Raw genomic sequence first — 20,870 nt, 5'->3', positions numbered from 1 at the left:
CGCTCGTGACATGACAGGAGCGCGGCTCAAGCGGGGCGCCGCGGCCCCGACGCCGTCACCTGTCGCATGCCCCATCGCAGGGGGATGGTGCCGTCGGTGCGTCGCAGGGGCTCCACGGCGTGGAGAAAGGCCTGCTGGAGCGTGGCCTTCGCCGACTCCGAGAGCCGGTCCGCGTCATACGTCGTGCTGAGCGACTCCCACGCCTGCTCCGGAGTCCCATCCGCCTGGACCTCCAGCCGGCGAATCTCCACGTCCGTGAAGCCGCCAAACAACTCCGTCAGTCCCTCCAAGGAACGGAACCGCGCATCCCCCAGCGGCGATGGCGGCCGCGCCTCCCGCGCCAGCATCGGCTTGAGCAGGCCCAGATACACCTCGAACGCCTCGCCCTTCACCAGCTCACCTCCAACGACCACGGACACCCGCCCCGTCGGCTTCAGCACCCGACGAAGCTCCGCGAGCACTCGCTCCACGTCATCCATCAACATCAGCGCCAGATGACTCAGCACCACGTCGACGCTCGCGTCCTCGAACGGCAGTGACTGCGCCCGCCCCTGATGCAGCGTCGCCGCGCCCTTCAACCGTGATTGCGCCGCCAGCAGCTCGTGCTCGCTCATGTCGAGCCCCAGCAACGTGAGCCCGCCCTCGCTCCTCCGCGCCAGCAACTCCAGCAGGAACCCATCCCCACAGGCCAGGTCGAGCACCACCCGTGGCGAATCCCCTCGCGGCACCGCCGCCTCCAGGAGCGCATAGGTGGAGGAAAACACCTCCCCGTCGCGCAGCACCGGAGCGCCTCCGAACTCACGCGAGGTCACCCCGGCGAGACGGCGGTGGAAGTCGAGCAGATAGGACTCGGCGGGAGAGGGCGCTGTCATGCCGGAATCAACCCACGTTCAGCGTGCCCGCGCCACCTTCCGCAACTTTCTGGGAGAACTCGTGTTGCTGTCCGCATGCCCCTGAGAGCCCTGTTCCTTTCCCTTGGCTGCGCCGCCGTCCTGGCCTGTGCTCCCCCCGCTCCAGAAGAAGGAGCCGCCGAGGAGACACCCGCTCCTCAATCCGGAGCCACCGAGGAGCCCCCCGCCCCTCAGGTCGAACCCGACGTGGCGCCCCCCGCCCCTCAGGTCGAACCCGACGTGGCGCCCCCCCACGACGTGTTCGCGCCCATCGTCTTCCCCACGACTGACGCGAGCTGGCCCACGGTGAACCCGGCCACCGTGGGCTGGGACGTGGCGAAGCTCAATGTCGCGCTCGACTTCGCGGGCTCCCGCGACACCCGCGCCATCGTCATCCTCCAGGATGGGAAGATCCTGGCCGAGCGCTACTGGACGGTGAACTCGAACTTCATGCGCGACATCGCTTCCGCGCAGAAGAGCGTCGTCTCCGTGCTCATCGGCATCGCGGTGGACAAGCAACTGCTCTCGCTTGACGAGCGCGTCTCCACCATTCTCGGCGCCGGCTGGTCCAACACGACCGCTCTGAACGAGGCCCGCATCACCGTGCGCCACCTGCTGACGATGACGAGCGGACTGAACACGTCGCTCGGACTCCAGACGACCCCTGGGACGACGTGGCTGTACAACAACGACGCCTACCACCGGCTTCGCATGATTCTGGAGCAGCGCTCGGGCCTGGGCATCCAGGCGCTCTCCGATGCCTGGCTGTTCAATCCGCTCGGCGCGACGCGCAGCGAGTGGGTGCAGCGCCCGGAGACGGACAGCAAGGGCATGCCCCTGTGGGGCCTGACGATGAGCGCGCGGGATTTGGCGCGCTTCGGCCTGCTGCTGCACGCGAACGGCATGTGGGCGGGAACCCGCATCGTGTCCGCGGCGTACCTCTCCACCGCGACGCAGTCCTCGCAGACGCTCAACCCCGCCTATGGCCACCTGTTCTGGCTCAACGGCAAGGCCTTCACCCTGATACCGCCCCTGAGCGCGCGCATCGACGGCCCGCTCATCCCCAGCGCGCCGCAGGACGTGTTCGCGGGACTCGGCAAGGACGACCAGAAGGTCTACGTCAGCCGCTCGCTGGGCCTCGTGGTGACGCGACTGGGCCAGCAGGCCGGGACTCGCTCGGCGGAGACGCTGTCCGACTTCGACGAGGAGCTGTGGGCCCGAATCATGGCAGCGCGGCTCTGAGTCGCGAGCCGAGGTGGGCCGCGAGCCGGTCGAAGTTCTGTTCGTTCGCGGCCTCGACGAACCCTCGTACCTTCTCGACTTCGTCCTTCGACTCGAACCGCATGCGCCAGGTGAGCCGCGTCCCTTCACCTTCGTCCGCGAAGTCCAACCGCATCACGAAGTGATGCGTCCGCTGGTGGTGCTGGATGACGACACTCCGCTCCGGCACCACCTCGATGAACTCCTTGTCCATCGCGTAGCGGGCCCCCTCCGCGCTCTGCATCGTGAAGCGCCACTTGCCGCCGGGGCGCAGCTCGAACTGCTCGAACGTATTCGTCGAGCCTTGGGGCCCCCACCACAAGGTCAGTTGCTCCGGGTCGCTGAATGCCTCGTAGACCCGTGCGCGGGGTGCATCGAACGCCCGGGACGAGACGATGTCGTGCGAAGCCTCCAGCACGAGCGCCAGCCGGTCGAAGTGCACGGCCGTCCCCTCCTCGCGAGAGCGGGTGCCATCTTCACCGTCGAGGAACGCGGCCTGCTCGGTGAAGACCATCCGCGTGCCACCCTCCTTCGTGGCGTGCAGCTCCACCGTGGCGAGTGACACGGAGAGGTGCTTGTCACCCACGTGCATGTCGTAGGCGTAGACCATCCGCTCGTTCGGGAGGATGTCGTGATAGCGCGCGGTGAAGACAGTCGAGTGCTTGCCGCCGAACTGCCCGTGCAACTGCTCCTGTCCCCCCACGCGGAAGTCCAGCTCACGCTTCACGAGCGTCCAGCGGTCCGGTGGACCGAGAAACCACTGTGCCTTCGTCTCCAGGTCCGACCACGCGGCGTAGACGCGCGCGGGAGAAGCCTTGTAGGTGCGCTCGATGGTGAACGAGCCATGAACGACGGGAGGTGTCTTCATGTTCTGGCCTTTCTTCGAGAGGGAATGGGTCCGTCGAGCAGCTCGCCGAGCCGGTCGAAGCGGCGCTCCCACAGCCCGCGCCGGTTCGCGAGCCAGTCCTCCGCCACGCGCAGTCCTTCTGGATGGAGCTGACACGAGCGGACGCGCCCGAGTTTCTCGGTGCGCACCAGCCCGCTCTCCTCGAGGACCTGGAGGTGCTGCACGACAGCGGCGAGCGTGATGTCGAGCGGCTTCGCCAGGGCGCTGACCGACAGCGCACCCCGACTCAGTCGCTCGACGATGGCGCGCCGGTTGGAATCACCCAGGGCGTGGAAGATACGGTCGACGGCACCATTGTTAAGCATGGACTTGAGTATCGGCAAGGGCACCCGACAGTCAAGCCGTGACTTGAGTATGGGTCCGAATTGAGTCCGGGTCGCGGGGGGCCCGGTTATGGTGTCCGGGTGAGCCACCTGTTGAAGGAGTTGCTGGGACGCGCGGAGGAGGCGCTCGCTCGACGGGAGGACGATGCGGCCCTCACGCTCCTGTTGGAAGCGTGGAAGGAGTGTCGAGCCGAGCCCGTCATCGCGCTCATCGAGCGGCTCTCGGACCACCTCGCCACGGGGCTCCCCTTCTTCCAGGTGCCCGTCCGCTGGCTCCTCGAGGATGTCCGCAGGCATCCCACGGACCTTCCCCGCGTGCTGGGAGAGTTGAGGGCGCGCGCGGCGAGTCTTTCGCGCTGTGCGTTCTCCACGGACCTCGACCGGCTGCGACGATGGTGGCCCGCGGACCCGCGCATCATTCCGCTCCTGCTCACGCTCGTCCGTCTTCCGGGAGCCGAGACGCCGGCGGAGCTGAAGATGCTCTGCAGCCTCTTCATGTACGTGGGGGCGCCCTATGACCTGGAGCCCCTTCACGAGCTGAAGGCTCGGCTCCCCTCGGCACACGGGGAGGAGGTCGAGCGGTTCGACCTCGTCATCCGGCTGGGGGCTCGTTGGGTTCCTCCCGTGCTCGATGCGCGAACCCTGGCGCGGTGTGACGCGCTGAAGGAGGTCATCGAGGCCCGGGTGGAGCGCGCACGCCACGATGCGGCGACTCGGGAGGCGCTGTTCGCCCGCGTCCATGAGGCGCCGGAGGATGACTCCGCCCGGTTGGTGTTGGCCGACCAGCTGCTCGAGCAGGGCGACCCCCTGGGGGAGTTCATCGCGCTCCAGTATGCGGAGGCGCCGGATGAGGAGCGCATGGCTCGATTGCTCGCGGCGAACCGGGAGCGGTGGGAGGCGCCGTTGGGGCCCTACATCGAGCGAGGCTACACCCGCTTCGAGCGGGGCTTTCCCGTCGCGGTCCGCCCGATGAAGGGAGACCACTTCCCCAAGACCTTCCCCAAGCCGGAGCCCGGTTGGAGCACGGTGGAGGAGATCAGCTGGAGTCCGGAGCACCCCGGCGACGGCAATGACGTCTCACAGTGGGGGCGCCTGCTCCGGCATCCCGCGTTGCGCCGCGTAACGAGGCTGCTGAATGTTCCGGGCGAGATGGCGTGCCTGCTGTCCGCGAACAGCTCCGTGAGGCGGCTGGAGTTGAAGAGTTCGTTCGAGAGAGGCCTGGCCGATGCGCTGACGGCCCTGCCCCACCTGACGTGGCTGACAATTCCCCATGCCTCGACGGACCTCTTCATCCGGTGTGCCCACTCCCGTCTGGCTTCCCAGTTGGAGTCCTTCAAGGCCTCCGCGGAAGATGGGTCCTGGAGGCTCGAGGTGACCCGAGGCGCGGAGGTCCCCATCCGGGCCACCGTCAGGGGACCGCGTGTGCGGGAGTTCGCGCCCGTCCTCCTCGCCGCCGCGAGGTTCAGCTCCCAGGGACTCCGGATTGAATTTCGAGACGGAGCCGAGGAGGAGGGCAGAGCGCCGCTGCGCGAGGCGCTTGCCGCCTACTCACAGGTCATCCGGGAGTAAGAGGAGGACTCCCGCGTGCGCTCAGAGCCTGAAGTTCGCGGCGACGAGCAGCAGGGTCTGCTCGCGGCGTGAGTCCACGGTGAAGCCCTCGGTGGGGCCGCCCTGGAAGCCGTCTTCCGACGTGGTGCCGCCGCGCGCATGGTGATGACGTGGGCTCGGGTCCAACGTGGGCCCGGGACATGTCGCCTGAGTGACAAGGCGCTCAACGTGCACGACGCAGAGGGGCCTGTCGTGCAGGTTGCAATCCGCTCCCGTCGGAGCTGTCCGCAACCCCCTGGAACCTCTAGGGTCCTCGAAGGAGTGGATTGGTACGAGCGGTGCTCTAGGGGGGCACACCTCTATGTGGCCTCTCACCACGCCTCCCGTTTTGCTCTCCCTGCTGCTCCAGCAGGCCGACGCCTCCTCGCCACCTCATCAAGGACCCACGGATACCGGGGCCGAAGCAGAGGCCCCTGGCTTCTTCTCCCGGCTCAAGCCCGAGGGAGGCGTCGACGTGTACTTCGGCCACGACTTCAACCGGCCCGCGAACTCGGCGAACTTCATCCCCGGCACCGGCACCACCGCGAAGCGCGACAGCGAGGTGGCCATCAACCTGGCCTCCATCGGCGTGAGCGTGGCGCCAGAGCCCGTGGGCTTCAAGGTGCTGCTGGGCTTCGGCACCGGCGCGGAGGTGGTCCACGCGGCCGAGCCCGAGGGAGTCGCCACGGGCCCAGACGTGTGGCGCTATGTGCAGCAGGCCTCCCTGTCCTTCGCCACCGGGCCGCTGACGCTGGAGGCCGGGCTCTATCCGAGCCACATCGGGCTGGAATCCTTCCAATCGCAGCTCAACTGGACGTACACGCGCTCATGGATGGGCGAGCTGTCGCCCTACTACCAGACGGGCCTCAAGGGCACCTGGGCACTGGACGACGCGTGGAGCGTGCAGCTCCAACTCCTCAATGGCTGGCAGACCATCGGTGACAACAACCGGGGCCTCGCGATGGGCACGCAAGTGGCCTACTCGGGCGACCGGTTGTCCGCGTCCTTCAACACCTTCATCGGCAGCGAAGGCCCCGAGGGTGACGACGGCTTGAGGCTCTTCGCGGACGCGGTGGCGACGTATGCCGTGACGGAGTCCTTCAAGCTCGCGGCCACCGTGGACGCGGGCACCCAGCGGATTCCCGGCGCGGACCGCGCGGTCTGGTACGCGGCGGGCCTCAACGCTCGCGTCCAGCTCACCAGGCCCGTGGCGCTGGCCGCGCGAGTGGAGGCGTATCGCGACGCCGACGGGCTGATGACGGGCGTGGAGCAGACGCTGTCGGGCGCCACGCTCACCCTCGAGGTGAAGCCCGTGGAGCACCTCACCCTCAAACTGGAGGCGCGGCATGACCGCTCGACGGCGGACGTCTTCGCCAGCCGCGCCACCACCGACGAAGGCACGCCCGTTCTGAAGGACTCCGAGACGCTCATCGTCCTCGGAGCCACCGCGTACTTCTGAGTCCGGAGCCCATTCATGGATGTCGTCCTCCTCTTCGTCACCCTTGGTTTCTTCGCGCTCGCGTGGGGCTACGCCCACGGCTGCGAGCACCTGTGAGGTCCCCCCGATGACTTTCGAATACGCCGCTGGCGCCGTGCTCGCCGTGCTGCTCACCGCCTACCTCGTCTACGCCCTGCTCCGTCCCGAGCGCTTCTAGGGACTCCGCCATGACCCTCATCGGTTGGTCGCAGATTGTGTTGTTCTTCGCCCTGCTGCTCGCGCTGACGAAGCCGCTGGGCCTCTATCTCTTCCGTGTCTTCGAAGGGGACACGCAGCCGTTGCCGCGTGTGCTCGGCCCCGTGGAGCGCGTGCTCCTGCGGCTGACGGGCGCTGGCGCCCGGCGTGAGCAGACGTGGGTGGAGTACTGCGGCGCGCTGCTCGCCTTCAGCGTGCTGGGCGTGCTCATCCTCTATGGACTCCAGCGCGCGCAGCACGTGCTGCCGCTCAACCCCCAGGGCCAGGGCGCGGTGGGGCCGGAGCTGTCGTTCAACACGGCGGCCAGCTTCGTCACCAACACCAACTGGCAGGCGTACGCCGGTGAGTCCACCCTGAGCTACCTCACGCAGATGGCGGGGCTGGCGTGGCAGAACTTCGTCTCCGCGGCGGCCGGGCTCGGCGTGGCGCTGGCGCTGGCGCGAGGCTTCACCCGGCGCGCGGGGCCCGAGGGCGCCAGGACGCTGGGCAACTTCTGGGTGGATGTGGTGCGCGGCACGCTCTACGTGCTCTTGCCGCTGTGCTTCGTCGTCGCCCTGTTCTTCGTCTCGCAGGGTGTCCTGCAGAACTTCTCGGCGTACCCCGCGCTGACGACGCTGGAGGGCGCGAAGCAGACGCTCGCCATGGGTCCGGTGGCCTCGCAGGAGGCCATCAAGATGCTGGGCACCAACGGCGGTGGCTTCTTCAACGCCAACAGCGCGCACCCCTTCGAGAACCCGACGCCGCTCACCAACCTGGTGCAGATGCTGCTCATCTTCTGCATCCCCTCCGCGCTGACGTACACGTACGGGAAGATGACGGGGGACACCAGGCAGGGCTGGGCCCTCTTCGCGGCCATGTCCGTGCTCTTCCTCGCGGGTGTCACCGCCGCGTACGCCGCCGAGTCCCAGCCCAACGCCGCCGTGGCCTCCGCGCACGTGGCGCAGGTGGGCAACCTGGAGGGCAAGGAGGTGCGCTACGGCGTCACCGCGTCCGCCCTCTTCGCCACCGTCACCACGGATGCGTCGTGCGGCGCCGTCAACTCCATGCACGACAGCTTCAACCCGCTGGGCGGGCTGGTGCCGCTGGTCAACATGCAGTTGGGCGAGGTCATCTTCGGCGGAGTGGGGGCGGGCCTCTACGGCATCCTCATCATGGTGGTGCTGTCCGTCTTCATCGCCGGACTGATGGTGGGCCGCACGCCCGAGTACCTGGGCAAGAAGATTGAAGCGAAGGAGATGAAGCTCGCGATGCTCTACGTGCTCATCTTCCCGGTGTTCATCCTGGGGATGTCCGGAGTGGCGGCGGTGCTCCCGCAGGGGGTGTCCTCGCTCAACAACGCGGGGCCGCACGGCCTGACGGAGATTCTCTACGCGTTCACCAGCGGCACGGCGAACAATGGCAGCGCGTTCGCGGGCTTGAATGCGAACACGCCGTTCTGGAACCTCTCGTTGGGGCTGGCCATGCTCGGCGGGCGCTTCCTGATGATTATCCCCGCGCTGGCCATCGCCGGCTCCATGGTGGGCAAGAAGGTGGTGCCGGCCGGACCGGGCACCTTCCCGACGAATGGCGCCCTGTTCACCGGCCTGCTGGTGAGCATCGTCGTCATTGTCGGTGCGCTCACCTTCTTCCCCGCGCTCTCCCTCAGCCCCATCGTCGAGCACTTCCTCGCCGGGGCCGGAAAGGTCTACTGAGCCATGAGCTCCGCATCTTCCAAACCGGCGTCACTCCTCGACGCGTCCCTGTTGAAGCCCGCGCTGCTGGACAGTCTGAAGAAGCTCCACCCGCGCGACGTGGCGCGCAACCCCGTCATGTTCGTGGTGTGGGCGGGCAGCCTGCTCACCACGGTGTTCGTGGTGAAGGACCTCGTCTCGCCGCACACCGATGGCGCGCCGCTGTGGTTCACCGTGGCGGTGGCGCTGTGGCTGTGGTTCACCGTGTTGTTCGCCAACTTCGCGGAGGCCGTGGCGGAGGGCCGTGGCAAGGCCCAGGCCGGTGCGCTGCGCAAGATGCGCAAGGACACCACCGCGCGGAAACTGACGGAAGGTCGCGAGGAGCGGGTGCCCGCGTCTGACCTGCGCAAGGGTGACCTGGTGGTCTGCGAGGCGAGCGACCTCATCCCCGGTGATGGTGAAGTGGTGGAGGGCATCGCCAGCGTGGACGAGTCCGCGATTACGGGCGAGTCCGCGCCGGTGATTCGCGAGTCCGGTGGAGACCGCTCGGCGGTGACGGGTGGCACCAAGGTGCTGTCGGACCGAATCGTCGTGCGCATCGCCGTCAACCCGGGCGAGTCCTTCCTGGACCGGATGATTGGACTGGTGGAGGGCGCGGCGCGGCAGAAGACGCCGAACGAGATTGCGCTGCACATCCTGCTGGTGGGCCTGACGGTGGTGTTCCTGCTGGCGTGTGTGTCGCTGGTGCCGCTGGCGCTCTACTCCGGGGTGCCGCTGTCGGGCACGGCCGTGGTGGCGCTCCTGGTGTGCCTCATCCCCACGACGATTGGCGGCCTGTTGAGCGCCATCGGCATCGCCGGCATGGACCGGCTGTTGCGCAAGAACGTGCTGGCCATGAGTGGCCGCGCGGTGGAGGCGGCGGGAGACGTGGACACGCTGCTGCTCGACAAGACGGGCACGATTACGCTGGGCAACCGCATGGCGACGGAGCTGTTGCCGATGCCGGGCGTGCGCATGGAGGACCTGGCGGAGGCAGCGCAGCTCGCGAGCCTGGCGGACGAGACGCCCGAGGGGCGCTCCATCGTCACGCTGGTGAAGGACACGTACAAGATGCGTCCGCGCGAGCTGCTGGCGCATCAGGCGACGTTCGTCCCGTTCACCGCGCAGACGCGCATGAGCGGATGCGACCTGGTGGACCCGAAGCCCCGGAGCATCCGCAAGGGCGCGGTGGATGCCATCGTCAAACACGTGCAGGCGCAGGGTGGCGCGGTGCCGGAGGACCTCGCCGTGGCGTCGGGTCGCATCGGTGACGCGGGTGGGACTCCGCTGGCGGTGGCGGAGGGGGCGCGGCTGCTCGGCATCGTCCATCTGAAGGACGTGGTGAAGGGCGGCATCAAGGAGCGCTTCGACCGCTTCCGGGCCATGGGCATCCGCACGGTGATGATTACCGGCGACAACCCGCGCACGGCGGCGGCGATCGCGCGCGAGGCGGGGGTGGATGACTTCCTCGCGGAGGCGACGCCCGAGGCCAAGCTGGCGCTCATCCGCACCGAGCAGGGCAAGGGCAAGCTGGTGGCGATGACGGGCGACGGCACCAACGACGCGCCCGCGCTGGCCCAGGCCGACGTCGGCGTGGCGATGAACACCGGCACGCAGGCGGCGAAGGAGGCGGGGAACATGGTGGACCTCGACTCCAACCCCACCAAGCTGCTGGAGGTGGTGGAGGTGGGCAAGCAGCTCCTGATGACGCGCGGCACGTTGACGACGTTCTCCATCGCCAACGACGTGGCGAAGTACTTCGCCATCCTCCCCGCGTTGTTCATGGGGGTCTTCCCCCAGATTGCGCCGCTCAATGTGATGGGCTTGTCGTCGCCCTACAGCGCGATTCTGGCGGCGGTCATCTTCAACGCGCTCATCATCATCGCGCTGATTCCCCTGGCGTTGCGCGGCGTGCGCTACCGCCCGCTCGGCGCGGCGGCCCTGTTGCGGCGCAGCCTGCTCATCTACGGGCTGGGCGGCGTCATCGTTCCCTTTGTCGGCATCAAGGCCCTGGACGTGTTGCTCACGGCCGTGGGCCTGTCCTGAACGTGAAAGGACTTCACATCATGGTCTCCACTCTTCTCACCGCCCTGCGCGCCTGCGTCGTCACGCTGGTGCTCACCGGCGTGCTGTACCCGCTCGCCGTCACCGGCGTGGCGCAGCTCCTGTTTCCCTCCGAGGCCCAGGGCTCGCTCGTGAAGGACGAGCAGGGCCGCGTGGTGGGCAGCGCCCTGATTGGTCAGGGCTTCACGCAGGGCGGCTACTTCCAGCCGCGTCCCTCGGCGGCGGGGGCGGGCTACGACGCGGCGGCGTCCTCGGGCAGCAACCTGGGGCCGACGTCGCGCAAGCTCCAGGAGCGCGTCACGGCGGACGTCGAGCGCCTGCGCCGGGAGAATCCGGACGCGCCAGGGCTCGTGCCCGGGGAACTGGTCACCACGTCGGCATCGGGGTTGGACCCGCACCTGTCACCGGAGGCGGTGCGCTGGCAGGCGCCGCGCGTGGCGAAGGCTCGCGGTGTGGCTCCGGAGCGGGTGCTCGCGGTGGTGGCCTCGCACGTGGAGGGACGGACGCTCGGCGTGCTGGGTGAGCCTCGAGTCAACGTGCTGCTGCTGAACCTGGCGATGGACCGGCAGTTCGGCCGGCTCGCGTCGGAGCCCTCGCAGCCGATGGGCGCGGTGGCTCCCGAGTGACGCGGTCCATTCTCCTCATGCATTCGTGGGGAGGCGCGGGCATTGTCGCTCGCGCCTCCACGGTGGAGGTCCGAGGGTGACGATGACGCGACGCTCGCGCGCGGAGGACTTCCTGGAATTGGTGGAGCGGGGCCGGCGCGGTCGGCTCAAGCTCTACATCGGCTTCGCGGCCGGCGTGGGGAAGACGTACCGCATGCTGGAGGAAGCTCACGCGCTGAAGCGGCGGGGCGTGGACGTGGTGCTCGGCTTCGTGGAGACGCACGGCCGCAAGGAGACCGAGGCCCTCGTCGCCGGGCTGGAGGTGGTGCCTCGCAAGGCGCACACGTACCGCGACGTCACCGTGGAGGAGATGGACCTGGACGCGGTGTTGGCGCGCAAGCCCCAGGTGGCGGTGGTGGACGAGCTGGCCCACACCAACCTGCCGGTGTGCCGGCACCGCAAGCGCTACCAGGACGTGCAGGAGCTGCTCGACGCGGGCATCAACGTCATCGGCGCCTTCAACGTGCAACACCTGGAGAGCCTCAATGACCTGGTGGAGCGCACCACCGGCGTCACTGTGCGCGAGACGCTCCCGGACAGCTTCCTGAAGGGCGCTGACCAGGTGGTGAATCTGGACCTGGCGGTGGAGGACCTGCACGAGCGCTTGAAGGCGGGGAAGATCTACGCGGAGGACAAGGTGCCGCACGCCCTGGAGCGCTTCTTCAAGGAGGAGAACCTGTCCACGCTGCGCGAGCTGGCGCTGCGCGAGGTGGCGGAGAGCCTGGACCGGGCGACTTCGGGGCTCCCCTCGCGAACGGGGGATGAGGGCTCGCAGAAGGGCGCGGCGTGGGGACGGGTGCTGGTGGCGCTGTCGAGCTACCCGCCGCGCGCGGCGACGCTGCTTCGCCGGGGCTCGCGCATGGCGGGCCGGCTGAACACGGACTGGTTCGTGGTGTACGTGGAAACGCCGCGCGAGGCGCCGCACCTCATCGACGCGGAGGCGCAGCGGCACCTGCTCGCGAACATCGAGAAGGCGAAGGAGCTGGGCGCGGAGGTGGTGCGGCTGCGCTCGAGGGACCCGGTGGAGGCGATTCTCGACTTCGCGCGCTCGCATGGCGTGGGCCACATCATGGTGGGCCGCTCGCATCAGCCGTGGTGGAAGCGGGCGCTGGGACGAGCGTCGGACGTGAGGCTGCTGCGCGAGGGCGAGGGCTTCGACATCCACGTCGTGTCCTTCGACGCCGCGCATGAGGAGAAGCGCTGATGACGCTGCGGCTGAGATTGCTGTTGGCCCAGGCTCCGCTGGCGCTCGCGCTGGTGCTGGTGGGGGTGATGGCCGTCATCACGCTGGCGCGACTGGGGCGCTCCGGGCAGCGCATCCTCCAGGACAACTATCGCAGCGTGCTCGCCGCGCAGCGGATGACCGAGCAACTGGAGCGGATGGACAGCGCCGCCCTCTTCATCGTCGCGGGCGAACTGGAGCGGGGACAGGCGCAGCAGGCCGCACAGCGTCAGGGGCTGGAGTCGGAGCTGCGCCTTCAAGAAAGCAACGTCACCGAGCCAGGCGAGGCCGAGTCCACCCATCGGCTGCGCGTGGGTTGGGAGCGCTATCAGACGGCGTATGACGGGTTCCTCACGCAGTCGTCGGAGGTGGAGCGCAAGGCGGTGTACTTCCGGAGCATCGAGCCCGCCTTCCGCGAGGTGAAGGACGCGGCGTCCGCCGTGCTGGCGCTCAACCAGGACGCGATGGTGCACAAGAGCGAGGAGCTTCGGCGGCAGAGCGACAGGGTCAACACGCTGATGGTGCTGGCGGTGCTCGCGGCGTTCGGCGTGGGGTTGTTCGCCTCCACGACCCTCACGCATCGCGCGCTGCGGCCGGTGTCGGTGTTGTCGCAGGCGGTGCGGCGACTGGGCCGAGGGGACTACGCGGTGCGCGCGGTGGTGGAGGGGAAGGATGAAATCGCGCAGCTCGGACAGGACTTCAACTCGATGGCGGAGGCGCTCCAGCAGTATCGCCAGAGCAGCCTGGGCGAGCTGCTCCAGGCGCAGGCCGCGTCGCAGGCGACCATCGACAGCCTCCCGGACCCGGTGGTCGTGTTCGGCGCGGATGGGGTGTTGCTCAACGTCAACCGCTCGGCGGAGGACGTGCTGAAGCTGTCGCTGGAGGGAGGCGGGGACGTGCTGGGCCGGGTGGTGCCGGAGGCGCGCGAGGTGGTGGAGCGCGTGCGGGGCCACGTGCTGGGCGGCAAGGGTGCGTATCAGCCTCGGGGTTACGAGGAGGCGGTGCGCGTGGAATTGGCGGAGGGCGACCGGTGGCTCCTGCCTCGTGGGAGTCCGGTGTACGGAGAGACGGGCGAGGTGGTGGGCGCCACGGTGATTCTCCAGGACGTGACGCGGCTGCGGCGCTTCGACGAGCTGAAGAACGATTTGGTGGCCACGGTGGCGCATGAGTTCCGCACGCCGCTGACGTCGCTGCGCATGGCGGTGCATCTGGTGGCCGAGGGCATGGTCGGCGCGGTGACGGAGAAGCAGGCGGACCTGTTGTTCGCGGCGCGCGAGGACTGCGAGCGCTTGCAGGGCATCGTCGACGACCTGCTGGACTTGTCTCGCATCCAGGCGGGGCAGCTCCGGTTGGAGGTGCGGCGGGTGTCCCCGGCGGAACTGGTGGACGCGGCGCTGGACTCGCAGCGCGCGGCGGCGGGGGAGCGCGGGGTGCGACTGGCGAAGCAGGTGGGGATGGACGTGGAGTCGGTGGACGTGGACCCGGACCGGCTGGGGTTGGTGCTGGGAAACCTGGTGGGCAACGGGGTGAAGCACACGCCCGCGGGAGGAGAGGTGGAGGTGCGGGTGGCTCGCGAGGGGACGCGCGTGCGCTTCGAGGTGCGTGACACGGGAGAAGGCATCGCGCCGGAGCAGCAGGGACGCATCTTCGAGAAGTTCTACCGCGCGCCCGGGGCACCCGTGGGGGGCGCGGGGCTGGGGTTGTCCATCGCGAAGGAAGTCGTCCAGGCGCACGGCGGCGAGCTGGGCGTGGTGAGCGCTCCGGGGCGTGGGAGCACGTTCTGGTTCACGCTGCCGCAGCCGACGGTGGTGGAGTCGGCGTGACGCTCCCGCCCGTGCTCCGCGTGGGACGCTCGGGCGGGAGGTCTGCCCGCGGCGTCACACGGAGGCTTCGCCCCAGTCCTTCATCTCCTCACGGCGAATCTTGGAGGCCTCGCGGACGAGGTCCTTGCAGGACATGCCGATCTCCTTCTCGGTGATCTTCTTCGCGACCTGCGGGAGGATGTTCTGCTCCTCGTCGGCGATGTGGCGCTTCACCACTCGCTCCAGCGAGTCGACCTTGGTCTTCATGGCGTTCATGTCGTCGCGCAGGCGGACGATGTCGCCCAGGAGCGTCGTCATCTCCTGATGGTCTTCCTCGGCCTGTTCGATTTTCTCGTCGCCCACGATGCGCGTGGCGTTGGGGTAGACCCAGCGCTCCTCGATGGTGGTGTGCAGCATGAGGGCCTCCGCGAGCTGGATGCAGAGCTCCTTGCGGCTCTCGTCGTCCGAGGCGTTGCGGAACGCCAGGAACAAGGCGTCGACTTCGCGGTGCTGTTGAATCAAGAGGTCGATGACGTCCACGGGTGCGCTCCTTGTTGTGTCGGTGGGGTCGCCGCACAACGGTCCGCATGCATGCGGGTCGTGGCAATCACAGGCATGGGCGCGCTTTCTCCCTCGCCATGTCCGCCGTGAGGGAGCGGGGAGGGGAGCGCTTCAATGGGGGCTCGGCCAGGCGCGACTCGTGGGCAGGCGGTCAGGAGGAAGGAAGGACTGTGGCTTGCTCGTTCAGGCTCGTGAGCGCTGGCGAAGGCGTCGAGCTCCCAGCAGGAGCATGAGTGCTCCGAGGAGTGGCGCCGAGGTGGTGTCGCAGCCTGATTTGGACGGAGTGCCACCATCGTCGCCCGGGATGCCGCCATCCGGTGAGGTGGAACATCCCTCCGTGGGCTGACCGAGGACTGGTCAGGTGACACGCGGGTCCTCTCTGGGACGCGGATGGGCCTCGAACCCTGATGCCTGGCAACGTCGCCTTGCCGTGAAGTTTGCCGAAGCGTGCCTGGACTTCCTGGCAAAGGGACTCGAGGGCCTCGGGGCAGTGTCTGCTTTTTCGGGCAGGCGCGGGCCATGGACAATCATTGCCATGCAGGCAAGGCGCGAGTACCCTTGCATGCGCGGTAGTGGTACCCCCATATCCCCCAGGTGCCCAGATGAGAATCCATCGACGGATGATGCTTTGCCTCCTGTTAGCCCTCGCGACAATCCCAGTTGTCGGTAGCGCCCAGCCAGCACCCCTGTTCATCACCAGTGTCACCGTCGATTTGGAGCAAGAACAGCTCACCATCTCCGGTCAGAACTTCGGCGCCGCCGAGCCAGGAGTCAGCCTCGCTGGCTTTGGGCTCACGGTCATGAGCAACAGTGCGACGACGGTTGTGGCGCAACTCCCCGCGCCGGTTGCGGCCCTCCCTGGTAGCTACCTCCTGACTGTGACAGCAAAGGACCCCGCGGCAACTGGCTATGACCGTTTCAACGTCGCCATCGGAACGGTGGGGCCGGCAGGGCCGAAGGGAGATGCGGGTCCTCCTGGGGCTCCCGGCCTGGACGGAGCTCCTGGTGCGGTCGGGCCTCAGGGGCTCAAGGGAGATACGGGCTCCCAGGGGCCTCAGGGAGCAAAAGGTGACGTGGGAGCCCAAGGCAAAGTCGGGGCGCCAGGACTGAAGGGAGACACCGGCGCGCAGGGACCCAAGGGTGACAGGGGTTTCGCGGGTCCAGGTGTCACGGTCTACAATGATTATGTCTCGGCACTCACGGCGAGTTTTAGTTCCTGCACGACCTCGACCATCATTACCTCTGGGCCTGTATTTGGATACTCCGCGGCCTGCAATGCCGCCGTCAGCCGCTATTGCAAGGCCCGAGGCTTTGCGACTGGTTTCGGCCCCATCGAGTATTCAGGAGGGCCGAACTATAGCGTTCAGTTTGTTTGTGTTGGATGAGCTCCGCTGTCAAAGAAGCGCATTCCCGACAGGGTTTTCTCGCTGTGCTTTCGCTTGTCCTTCCGCGCTGCCGCGCACTTCGTTGATGGCTGGGTGAGCCGTTCGATTGATGGGCATCGGCGGAGGCGCGCGGCAGCGCGTCTCTCAGCCCTCGCCCTTGCCTCCTGACTCGTACTTCTTGCGCTTGCGCCACAGCGTGGACGCGTCGATGCCCAGCACCTTCGCCGCTTCGTCCAGCGTCGGCGCGGACGTCATCACTCGCAGGGTGTGCTCGCGCTCCACTTCTTCCAGCGTGTGCGGCCCCCCCAGCGTCACCACCGAGCCCGCCGCCGCGGCGATTCGCTCCGGAAACGCCTGCGGCTCCAACACCCCCGCCGGCCACACGATGAGCGCTCGCTCCACCGCGTTGCGCAGCTCTCGCACGTTGCCCGGCCACGGATACGCCAACAGCATCTTCTCCGTCGCGGGCGACAACTCCGGCGTCGTCAGCCGCTGCGCCGCCTTCGCGAAGAACGCCACGAAGCGCCTCGCCAGCGACAACAAATCCTCCGGCCGCTCCCGCAGCGACGGCAGCTTCACCTCGATGACGTTGAGCCGGTAGAGCAGGTCCTCGCGGAACCGCCCCTCCGCCACGTCCTTCTCCAAGTCCCGATTCGTCGCCGCCACCACGCGCACGTCCGCCTTGCGCGTGCGGCCCTCACCCAGCCGCTCGAACTGCTTCTCCTGCAGGAACCGCAGCAACTGCGCCTGGAGCGACGGGCTCATCTCCGCGATTTCATCCAGGAACAGGGTTCCCCCCTCCGCCTGCTCCACCCGCCCTGGCTGGTCCTTCACCGCCCCCGTGAAGGCCCCGCGCACGTGGCCGAACAGCTCGCTCGCCAGGAGCTGCTCCGACAGCGTCGGACAGTTCACCGTGACGAACGGCCTCCGCCGCCGCGCGCTCATCGAGTGCAACGCCCTCGCGAGCACCCCCTTGCCCGTGCCGCTCTCGCCGCGCAGCAGCACCGCCGCATCCGAGGTCGCCGCGCGGGAGACCAGTCCAATCGCCGCGTGCATCACCGGCGAGCTGGTCTCCAGCGTCGCCTCCGGCACCGCCTGCGCGAGCTGTCCCTCCAGGCTCTCCAACTGCGAGGACAGCGCACGGTGCTCCCTGGAGCGGTCCAGCACATGTCGTATCTGCGCCGGCGTGAAGGGCTTGGGCAGGTAGTCCCGCGCCCCCCGCCGCACCGCCTCCACCGCCGTGTCGAACGTCGCGTACGCGGTGATGAGCACCACGTCCAGGTTGGGCGACTCGGCGAGCAGCCTCGGCAGCAAATCCAATCCACTCGCGGTGCCCAGCCGCAGGTCGACGAAGGCCAGGTCGGCCGGCCCCTGGGCGAGCGCCGCCAGCGCCGCCTCGGGCGTGGCCGCCTCGCGCACCTCGCAACCGAACCCCTCCAGGCACACCCTCAGCGTGTGGCGGATGTTGCGCTCGTCGTCCACCACCAGCACCCGCATCGGGCGCTCCCCTGAAACGGGGCCCTGCTCCTGCCTTGCGTCCATGCGTCAATCCTAAGTGCATCACCCGAGCCCCGCCGTGCGTCCCGCACGACGCGAGTCCTCACGGGGACTTCCACGCCGCCCCCGCCACCCCTGTCGTGCGGTCCGCAACCTGGACCCGGCCCTTTCGTGCAGGCTGCAACACACCGGACGCAACCAATGCTGGCGTTGGTCCCCGGTTTGCGGTGGAACAGGGGCCTATGGGTTTGAACGGGAACGACGAGGGTGCCGAGGACAACATCTTCACCCGTGACAGGCCCCCCACCCGCAACCAGAAGCGCGTCCGCCAGGCCGTGACGCTGGGCGTCGTGCTGGCGGTGCTCGCCGTCGTGTGGGGCTATCTCCAGGGCGGAGAGAACCGCGCCATCAACGCCATGTCCCCCGCCCAGCGCGAAGCCCTCTTCCAGGAGACGCGCGACAGCTTCCACCTCATGTGCCTGGGCGACGCCGGCCCCCGCCTCCTCCAGCGCTGCCAGAAGCAGGCGGAGTTCATCCTCCGCTTCTCCGAGTGTGACGAGGCGTGCCGTCAGGAGCTGGAGCCCGTGCTGCGCAACGCCGTGCGCTGAAGCCTTCGACTCGGAGAGGCTTGCGAGATGCACGGCTTCGCGCGGGCGAGCTTGCTGGATGCAACAGACGCGGAGCTTCGAGGCGCTCGAGTCCCTCGAAAGACCTGCTCCACCGCGCGGCACGGGGTTTGCCCCTGGAGTCGCCGTCATGCGTCCTCATCCGCACCTGTCCGTCGAGTCCTCCTCCCCTGACCCCGTCACCGAGCCGGAGCCCGCCTCCCTGGCGCGTCCCTGGTGGAAGGACCTGCTGTGGATGCTCGGGCTGGGAGTGGCCCTGGCGGCCATGGTCGGCTGGCTGGCCTCGGAGCGCCGCGCCGTGCTGACGCTGGAGCCCGAAAGCCGTGCCGCCGTGTTCGATGACGCGTGGGCCAGCTTCCAGCGTTTGTGCTCGGCCCCTCTTCACACCGGGCTGGTGCCGCGCTGCCGCGAGCAGGCCCGCTTCCTGTTGCTCTTCCCCGAGTGCCAGGGCGCGTGTCGCGAGCAGGCCCAACTGCACGGGCGTGCCCTGCGCTGAATCGGCGTGCCCCGCGCCGCATGGGCTTGTCCCGCGCTGAAGCAGCGCCCCCCGGCACGTGACGAGCGGGGGGCGCTCACTGGCGTCACGTCAGTGGAAGCTCACCGTCGTGCGCGCCAGCACCAGCCATGAGTCGCGACGGTCCGGCTCCTCGAGCGGTGCCGTGTCGTAGCGCTGCAGATACCCCGCGACGCCCACGCCCAGGAAGGACGTGGTCCACCAGCGCACGGCGAGCGCCGCGCTCGACGCGCCACCGGATTGCACATCGGCGGCGCCTCGGCCCAGCCACAGTCGCTCGACGCGCGCGGCCACCTCCAGCGCGCCCTCGGGGACCTGGCCCTCGCGCAGCGCCTGGAGGGACTGGGAGACATCGTCCTTCGGCTGCGGCCACAGGGGGCCGTCGTCGCGCGGTCTTCCCCAGGCCACCCAGGACACCTCCAGCGACGCCCCCTGGCTCTTCAGCTCGGGCAAGGCCTCGCGCGGAGTCCCCGGGTTTCCATCCGTGTCGCGCGAGCGCCGCTCCCACGCGGCGGCGGCCTCCGCGGCCACTCGCACCGGCCCCATGTCGACGCGCGCATGCGCCTCCGTCACGGTGCGCGTTCCGCTCACGGGCGGCGGCCGGTAGTAGACGAAGCCCTGCGGTCCGATGCCGCCGATGCCCGCGCGGTCATAGGCGCTCTCCACATGCGCGCCCGCGCCCACGCGCACGCCCCAGGGGGACTCCAGCACTCCCGCCGAACGACCCCACCTGCCGTCCACGCGCACGTCCAGCGCGGGCAGCTGGTTGTCATTGCCCAGCGGACTGCGCGAGCCGTTGCCCACGCGCACCCAGGTCTCCAACGGCAGGCTCGCCGGCGTCCACCGCGCCTCCAGCCCCAGGTCACGCCGAGGCCAGAAGGACTGCGCCAGGCCCGACAGCTCGGGGATGGCGCGGGCCTCCAGGTGCTCGTCGTGCGCGCTGGGGAACAGCGGCGTCTTGTTGAAGCCGAGCGACAGCCGCACGTCCCGCAGCACCGTCACCGCGACGAAGGCGTCGATGAGGGCGGGCTTCTCCTGGGCCCACTCCGCCACGCCGCGCGCCACCAGCCAGGGAAGGGGACGGGCCTCGGCGCCCAGGCGCAGGCGCGCGAGCGTGAAGCCGTCGAAACCCTCCACGTCCGAGGCGTGCTGGCGGTAGTCCAGCTCACCCACCAGCGTCGGCCGAAGCCATGCCTCGTCCGCGAGCGCCGGCGCGGAGGCCAGCCCCCAGAGCAACAACCACGGTGTCGGGCGCATCAGTCGACCGGGATGATTTGGAGGAAGTGCGTGGTGCCGTTCGTCTCGTCGTCGTCGTGGTCCGCGGCGAAGATGCGGCGGTTGACGGCGTCGTAGGCGAGCCCGCGCACCTGCTGGTAGCCCGTGGCCAGCGCGGACGTCGCGCCGTCGGTGGTGGAGATGCGCAGCACCGTGCCCTGCCGCGTGCCGGTGAGCAGCGCGCCGCCGGGCCCCAGGGCCAGCAGGTCCGGCTCCGGAATGGTGGCGAGCGTCGTGAGCTCCGAGGGGTTGGACAGCGGGGAGCGGTACACCTTCCCGGCCACCTGGTCGGAGATGTAGAGCGAGTCCTCCACCGCCAGCACGCCCACGGGCTTCTGGAGCGCGCCCACCAGCTCCGTCTCGGTGCCCTCCAGGGTGACGTGCGCCACCGAGCCCACGTTCACGTTGTTGTTGCGCACGAAGTAGCTGTCGAGCAGCCGGCCGTCCTTCGTCACCGTGAGGCCGATGCGACGGCGGTTGATGGGGAGCCCCGGCACGGTGCCCGGGGTGCCGTCCGGACGCACGAACAGCACCGCGCCCGCGTTGCCGAAGCCGAAGCGCACGGTGACGAGGGTGCCGTCCTGCATGCGCACCACTTCGCCCAGGTTGGGGCTGTTGGCGGGCGCGTCCGGCAGCGCGGCCGCCACCGAGACGCCTTCTCCATCGCGGTACTTGAGGAGCCGGTGGTTCTGGTCGTCGGCGATGTAGAGCGTCTGCGTGGTGGCGTCCCAGAACAGGCCGTTGGGGTCGCCTTCGAGGGGAATCGCGCGGGGGCCTCGGTCGACCTGGGTGCCCGAGTCCGGAGTGTTCGGGACGGAGTCGTCGTCGCAGGCGCAGACGAGCGCGCAGAGGAGGAGGGCGGAGTGGAGGGGCTTCATGGGCGCGCAGGA

The 20,870-nt window shown here is 68.9% G+C and carries 19 protein-coding genes; 11 read left to right on the top strand and 8 right to left on the bottom strand.

The genetic code is table 11. The annotated features are described in order from the left end of the window. Window positions 1-26: 26 nt before the first annotated feature. On the bottom strand, window positions 27-872 hold the full coding sequence (locus G4D83_RS27410) for a class I SAM-dependent methyltransferase (RefSeq protein ID WP_163867791.1): 846 nt from the start codon (window positions 870-872) through the stop codon (window positions 27-29). 258 nt (window positions 873-1,130) lie between these two features. On the opposite strand from G4D83_RS27410, the gene G4D83_RS27405 reads away from it, so the two are divergent. After that, a complete protein-coding gene (locus tag G4D83_RS27405; RefSeq protein ID WP_240356636.1) occupies window positions 1,131-2,132 on the top strand; it encodes a serine hydrolase domain-containing protein in 1,002 nt (333 codons plus the stop codon). Here G4D83_RS27405 and G4D83_RS27400 read toward each other — a convergent pair. Together G4D83_RS27400 and G4D83_RS27395 are read right to left on the bottom strand one after the other, a co-directional pair. Then, a complete protein-coding gene (locus G4D83_RS27400) occupies window positions 2,113-3,018 on the bottom strand; it encodes an SRPBCC domain-containing protein (RefSeq protein ID WP_163867789.1) in 906 nt (301 codons plus the stop codon). The two genes, G4D83_RS27405 and G4D83_RS27400, sit on opposite strands and share 20 nt — an antisense overlap. Continuing rightward, window positions 3,015-3,362 carry an ArsR/SmtB family transcription factor gene (locus G4D83_RS27395; protein ID WP_163867788.1) on the bottom strand — a complete coding sequence of 116 codons (348 nt, stop codon included), beginning with the start codon at window positions 3,360-3,362 and terminating at the stop codon, window positions 3,015-3,017. Before G4D83_RS27395 ends, G4D83_RS27400 begins: the two co-directional genes overlap by 4 nt. Window positions 3,363-3,461: 99 nt before the next feature. Here G4D83_RS27395 and G4D83_RS27390 point away from each other — a divergent pair, with 99 nt between their 5' ends. Continuing rightward, on the top strand, window positions 3,462-4,949 hold the full coding sequence (locus G4D83_RS27390) for a TIGR02996 domain-containing protein (protein WP_163867787.1): 1,488 nt from the start codon (window positions 3,462-3,464) through the stop codon (window positions 4,947-4,949). A gap of 21 nt (window positions 4,950-4,970) precedes the next feature. Here the strand turns inward: G4D83_RS27390 and G4D83_RS27385 are convergent, their stop codons facing one another. After that, window positions 4,971-5,114, bottom strand: a complete 144-nt coding sequence (locus G4D83_RS27385) for a hypothetical protein (RefSeq protein ID WP_163867786.1) — start codon at window positions 5,112-5,114, stop codon at window positions 4,971-4,973. A gap of 175 nt (window positions 5,115-5,289) precedes the next feature. On the opposite strand from G4D83_RS27385, the gene G4D83_RS27380 reads away from it, so the two are divergent. From G4D83_RS27380 to G4D83_RS27350, 7 genes are all read left to right on the top strand, one after another. Next, window positions 5,290-6,426, top strand: a complete 1,137-nt coding sequence (locus G4D83_RS27380) for a porin (RefSeq protein WP_163867785.1) — start codon at window positions 5,290-5,292, stop codon at window positions 6,424-6,426. 106 nt (window positions 6,427-6,532) lie between these two features. Further along, the gene (gene kdpF, locus G4D83_RS27375; protein WP_141641721.1) at window positions 6,533-6,622 is read left to right on the top strand and encodes a K(+)-transporting ATPase subunit F; all 90 of its coding nucleotides are present in this window, start codon (window positions 6,533-6,535) and stop codon (window positions 6,620-6,622) included. A 10-nt stretch (window positions 6,623-6,632) separates the two neighbouring features. Beyond that, entirely contained in the window at window positions 6,633-8,351 is a 1,719-nt protein-coding gene (gene kdpA / locus G4D83_RS27370; protein WP_163867784.1) for a potassium-transporting ATPase subunit KdpA, read from the top strand. A gap of 3 nt (window positions 8,352-8,354) precedes the next feature. After that, window positions 8,355-10,415: a potassium-transporting ATPase subunit KdpB gene (gene kdpB / locus G4D83_RS27365; protein ID WP_163867783.1), complete on the top strand. Its 2,061-nt coding sequence runs from the start codon at window positions 8,355-8,357 to the stop codon at window positions 10,413-10,415. A gap of 20 nt (window positions 10,416-10,435) precedes the next feature. Then, a complete protein-coding gene (kdpC, locus tag G4D83_RS27360) occupies window positions 10,436-11,059 on the top strand; it encodes a potassium-transporting ATPase subunit KdpC (RefSeq protein WP_163867782.1) in 624 nt (207 codons plus the stop codon). Between the two features lie 82 nt (window positions 11,060-11,141). Continuing rightward, the gene (locus G4D83_RS27355; protein WP_163867836.1) at window positions 11,142-12,302 is read left to right on the top strand and encodes a sensor protein KdpD; all 1,161 of its coding nucleotides are present in this window, start codon (window positions 11,142-11,144) and stop codon (window positions 12,300-12,302) included. Continuing rightward, window positions 12,302-14,143 carry a HAMP domain-containing sensor histidine kinase gene (locus G4D83_RS27350; protein WP_163867781.1) on the top strand — a complete coding sequence of 614 codons (1,842 nt, stop codon included), beginning with the start codon at window positions 12,302-12,304 and terminating at the stop codon, window positions 14,141-14,143. Before G4D83_RS27355 ends, G4D83_RS27350 begins: the two co-directional genes overlap by 1 nt. Before the next feature lie 54 nt (window positions 14,144-14,197). Here G4D83_RS27350 and G4D83_RS27345 read toward each other — a convergent pair whose 3' ends face one another. Next, window positions 14,198-14,662: a hemerythrin domain-containing protein gene (locus tag G4D83_RS27345; protein ID WP_163867780.1), complete on the bottom strand. Its 465-nt coding sequence runs from the start codon at window positions 14,660-14,662 to the stop codon at window positions 14,198-14,200. A 1,550-nt stretch (window positions 14,663-16,212) separates the two neighbouring features. After that, window positions 16,213-17,565 (bottom strand): sigma-54-dependent transcriptional regulator, encoded by a 1,353-nt coding sequence (locus G4D83_RS27335; RefSeq protein ID WP_163867835.1) that lies wholly within the window; start codon window positions 17,563-17,565, stop codon window positions 16,213-16,215. 242 nt (window positions 17,566-17,807) lie between these two features. Here G4D83_RS27335 and G4D83_RS27330 point away from each other — a divergent pair, with 242 nt between their 5' ends. Both G4D83_RS27330 and G4D83_RS27325 read left to right on the top strand, forming a co-directional pair. Further along, entirely contained in the window at window positions 17,808-18,173 is a 366-nt protein-coding gene (locus G4D83_RS27330; protein WP_163867778.1) for a hypothetical protein, read from the top strand. A gap of 148 nt (window positions 18,174-18,321) precedes the next feature. After that, the gene (locus tag G4D83_RS27325) at window positions 18,322-18,687 is read left to right on the top strand and encodes a hypothetical protein (protein WP_163867777.1); all 366 of its coding nucleotides are present in this window, start codon (window positions 18,322-18,324) and stop codon (window positions 18,685-18,687) included. Window positions 18,688-18,777: 90 nt separating this feature from the next. Here the strand turns inward: G4D83_RS27325 and G4D83_RS27320 are convergent, their stop codons facing one another. Together G4D83_RS27320 and G4D83_RS27315 are read right to left on the bottom strand one after the other, a co-directional pair. Then, a complete protein-coding gene (locus tag G4D83_RS27320) occupies window positions 18,778-19,962 on the bottom strand; it encodes a hypothetical protein (RefSeq protein WP_163867776.1) in 1,185 nt (394 codons plus the stop codon). Further along, window positions 19,962-20,858, bottom strand: a complete 897-nt coding sequence (locus G4D83_RS27315) for a YncE family protein (protein WP_163867775.1) — start codon at window positions 20,856-20,858, stop codon at window positions 19,962-19,964. Before G4D83_RS27315 ends, G4D83_RS27320 begins: the two co-directional genes overlap by 1 nt. Window positions 20,859-20,870: the final 12 nt, after the last annotated feature.

The sequence above is a fragment of the Myxococcus eversor genome (assembly GCF_010894455.1).
GTDB lineage: Bacteria > Myxococcota > Myxococcia > Myxococcales > Myxococcaceae > Myxococcus > Myxococcus eversor.
This window is presented reverse-complemented; position numbering and strand designations above follow the sequence as displayed.

Excerpts from the sequence above, each read along its gene's own strand:
- G4D83_RS27330 (WP_163867778.1), top strand. The coding sequence starts at position 17,808 with ATGGGTTTGAACGGGAACGACGAGGGTGCCGAGGACAACATCTTCACC.
- G4D83_RS27350 (WP_163867781.1), top strand. The coding sequence starts at position 12,302 with ATGACGCTGCGGCTGAGATTGCTGTTGGCCCAGGCTCCGCTGGCGCTC.
- G4D83_RS27380 (WP_163867785.1), top strand. The coding sequence starts at position 5,290 with ATGTGGCCTCTCACCACGCCTCCCGTTTTGCTCTCCCTGCTGCTCCAG.
- G4D83_RS27355 (WP_163867836.1), top strand. The coding sequence starts at position 11,142 with ATGACGCGACGCTCGCGCGCGGAGGACTTCCTGGAATTGGTGGAGCGG.
- kdpB (WP_163867783.1), top strand. The coding sequence starts at position 8,355 with ATGAGCTCCGCATCTTCCAAACCGGCGTCACTCCTCGACGCGTCCCTG.
- G4D83_RS27400 (WP_163867789.1), bottom strand. The coding sequence starts at position 3,018 with ATGAAGACACCTCCCGTCGTTCATGGCTCGTTCACCATCGAGCGCACC.
- kdpF (WP_141641721.1), top strand. The coding sequence starts at position 6,533 with ATGACTTTCGAATACGCCGCTGGCGCCGTGCTCGCCGTGCTGCTCACC.
- G4D83_RS27335 (WP_163867835.1), bottom strand. The coding sequence starts at position 17,565 with ATGCGGGTGCTGGTGGTGGACGACGAGCGCAACATCCGCCACACGCTG.
- kdpA (WP_163867784.1), top strand. The coding sequence starts at position 6,633 with ATGACCCTCATCGGTTGGTCGCAGATTGTGTTGTTCTTCGCCCTGCTG.
- G4D83_RS27325 (WP_163867777.1), top strand. The coding sequence starts at position 18,322 with ATGCGTCCTCATCCGCACCTGTCCGTCGAGTCCTCCTCCCCTGACCCC.
- G4D83_RS27320 (WP_163867776.1), bottom strand. The coding sequence starts at position 19,962 with ATGCGCCCGACACCGTGGTTGTTGCTCTGGGGGCTGGCCTCCGCGCCG.
- G4D83_RS27315 (WP_163867775.1), bottom strand. The coding sequence starts at position 20,858 with ATGAAGCCCCTCCACTCCGCCCTCCTCCTCTGCGCGCTCGTCTGCGCC.
- G4D83_RS27395 (WP_163867788.1), bottom strand. The coding sequence starts at position 3,362 with ATGCTTAACAATGGTGCCGTCGACCGTATCTTCCACGCCCTGGGTGAT.
- G4D83_RS27410 (WP_163867791.1), bottom strand. The coding sequence starts at position 872 with ATGACAGCGCCCTCTCCCGCCGAGTCCTATCTGCTCGACTTCCACCGC.
- kdpC (WP_163867782.1), top strand. The coding sequence starts at position 10,436 with ATGGTCTCCACTCTTCTCACCGCCCTGCGCGCCTGCGTCGTCACGCTG.